At 43.8% G+C, this 1,715-nt stretch carries 1 protein-coding gene; it reads left to right on the top strand.

Translation table 11 applies throughout. The annotated features are described in order from the left end of the window. Positions 1-1,657: hypothetical protein (locus tag AACP44_RS09220; protein ID WP_339340236.1), on the top strand; the 1,657-nt coding region annotated here is incomplete at its 5' end. Between the last annotated feature and the right edge of the window lie 58 nt (positions 1,658-1,715).

The following is a 1,715-nucleotide window of genomic DNA, read 5'->3' as shown; positions in this document are numbered from 1 at the left end:
GGTTAAAGCTACATATATGGTAAATAAAGTCGTAAAAGCTGGTCGTATTCCTGCAGTTTTAGTCGGATGGAACATATTTGATGCGCTACTTCATGTTGCGATTGACATGGCAGAGCCACTCCGAATAACTGGCAACATTATTGCTATTTTTGTTGCGGTTGCGATATTGATAGGTGCTCCCAAAAAACTTTCTTCTAGCCTGTTGCTAGCTGCATTTATTTCAATTGTTGCTCTAAACACAGTTCATGTAAGTGAGCATGATTTTGCAATTCCCATGCTCATTTTCATAGGCCTAAGTCTGTACTTGCTTCTCCGCTGGACTCAAATCTTAAAAATAGAAGATTTGAAAATTAGGGAACCTAAGAAGCAAAATTACTTTCATAAACGATGGTTTGCTGTAGCATTGTCGATTTTTGGAGTGCTAGTTATATTGGCCGTGGGAGTTATGAACTCGCTGAATATGCAAGATCAGCTATTTGACGGCGCTTTAAAAGAAGCTGATTATTGGAGTGATGAGCCGGTTATTTTATCTGCCGGTATGGGTTTTGAGGGGATTATTGGTTGGCCGGAAGTAAATGAAGAAACTGTTCGAGAGGCCGAAGGAACTTGGTATGGTTCAGTAATGTGTACAAATGGAGAGGATCCTCCAGCTGGCGCATATACCAGCATAGTAAGCACAGCCGGGGTTGAATTATTCTACAAGGGTACTGCTGAGGACGATGACGGGTTGCCAATTGTATTTAGTTGGCCTGTAGCCACAGAAACTGTTGATCTAACCGATTTTCAATTCACACTGAATACAGGCGAGATCGTTTTTCCAAATAGCGCTGGAATGTTGCCAAACTGGGAATTAAATGAACGCAATACGGTTGTTGTGTTTGGTGATTTTGGCAATCGGGGTTTCAGTAGCGAGGATGGAGCAATTTTCCCTGTAAGGCTAGATATTGTTGAAGACGAAACACCGCTACTACTTATTGGTCCGAACGGCCAAGAATTTAATGCAGTGGGCTTGAGCTGGGAAACTGATGCAAGCCCTTATGATTCGGGACCGAAATTGGTCGGGGCTAAACTGAACCATGTCGGTAGTGAGGCAATGGGTGAAGGTGGTTTGGGAGTTGGAGAAAGATCTGGAGTTTTGCCAAACGACGAACTATCACTGTATGACGAGGCTGACTTTCGCATACGCGTGCTAACAACAGGAGGCTTCTCACCCGATGGTATTACTGGTTTGACCCCCACAATGTTTGAGGACTTTTTCCGAATTCACGCCAATGGGTCTAACGGTGAAGTAGTTCTCTTGGAAAAGGTGGGGCAGGAGTATCTAGTAGCAGGCGGAACACTCAGAATTGTTGGGCTTTCGGATTTGGGGCAAAAAGAAAATCCTGATGAAGGAATCTTTTATGATGATTGTTATGCTGAAGATAGGGATAACTACATAGACATAATCCTAGTTGGCGACGAAGCAGCAGCACGAAACATTACCCATGTAGAAATCCCATCACTAGAGGGTGGTTACAGTGCCTTTTACAATCCTGGTGGTCCTGGCCCAGAACCATTTGAGGGCGTTAGGTATACCGCTCCGGGACCAGCAGATCTGGAGCCTGTCATAAACGCCCTAGATAATCCGATGCGAGTTAGTCGCGAAGCCAAGAATTAGAATGTTTCTAGTCCCTACCGCTACAAGGTAGAGGTTAAAGCTACATATAATTAATAAT

It is taken from the genome of uncultured Oceanicoccus sp. (genome assembly GCF_963968385.1).
In the GTDB taxonomy this organism is placed as follows: domain Bacteria; phylum Pseudomonadota; class Gammaproteobacteria; order Pseudomonadales; family Dasaniaceae; genus Oceanicoccus.
The sequence above is the reverse complement of the archived record's forward strand: the minus strand, read 5'-3'. Positions and strand labels throughout refer to the sequence as shown.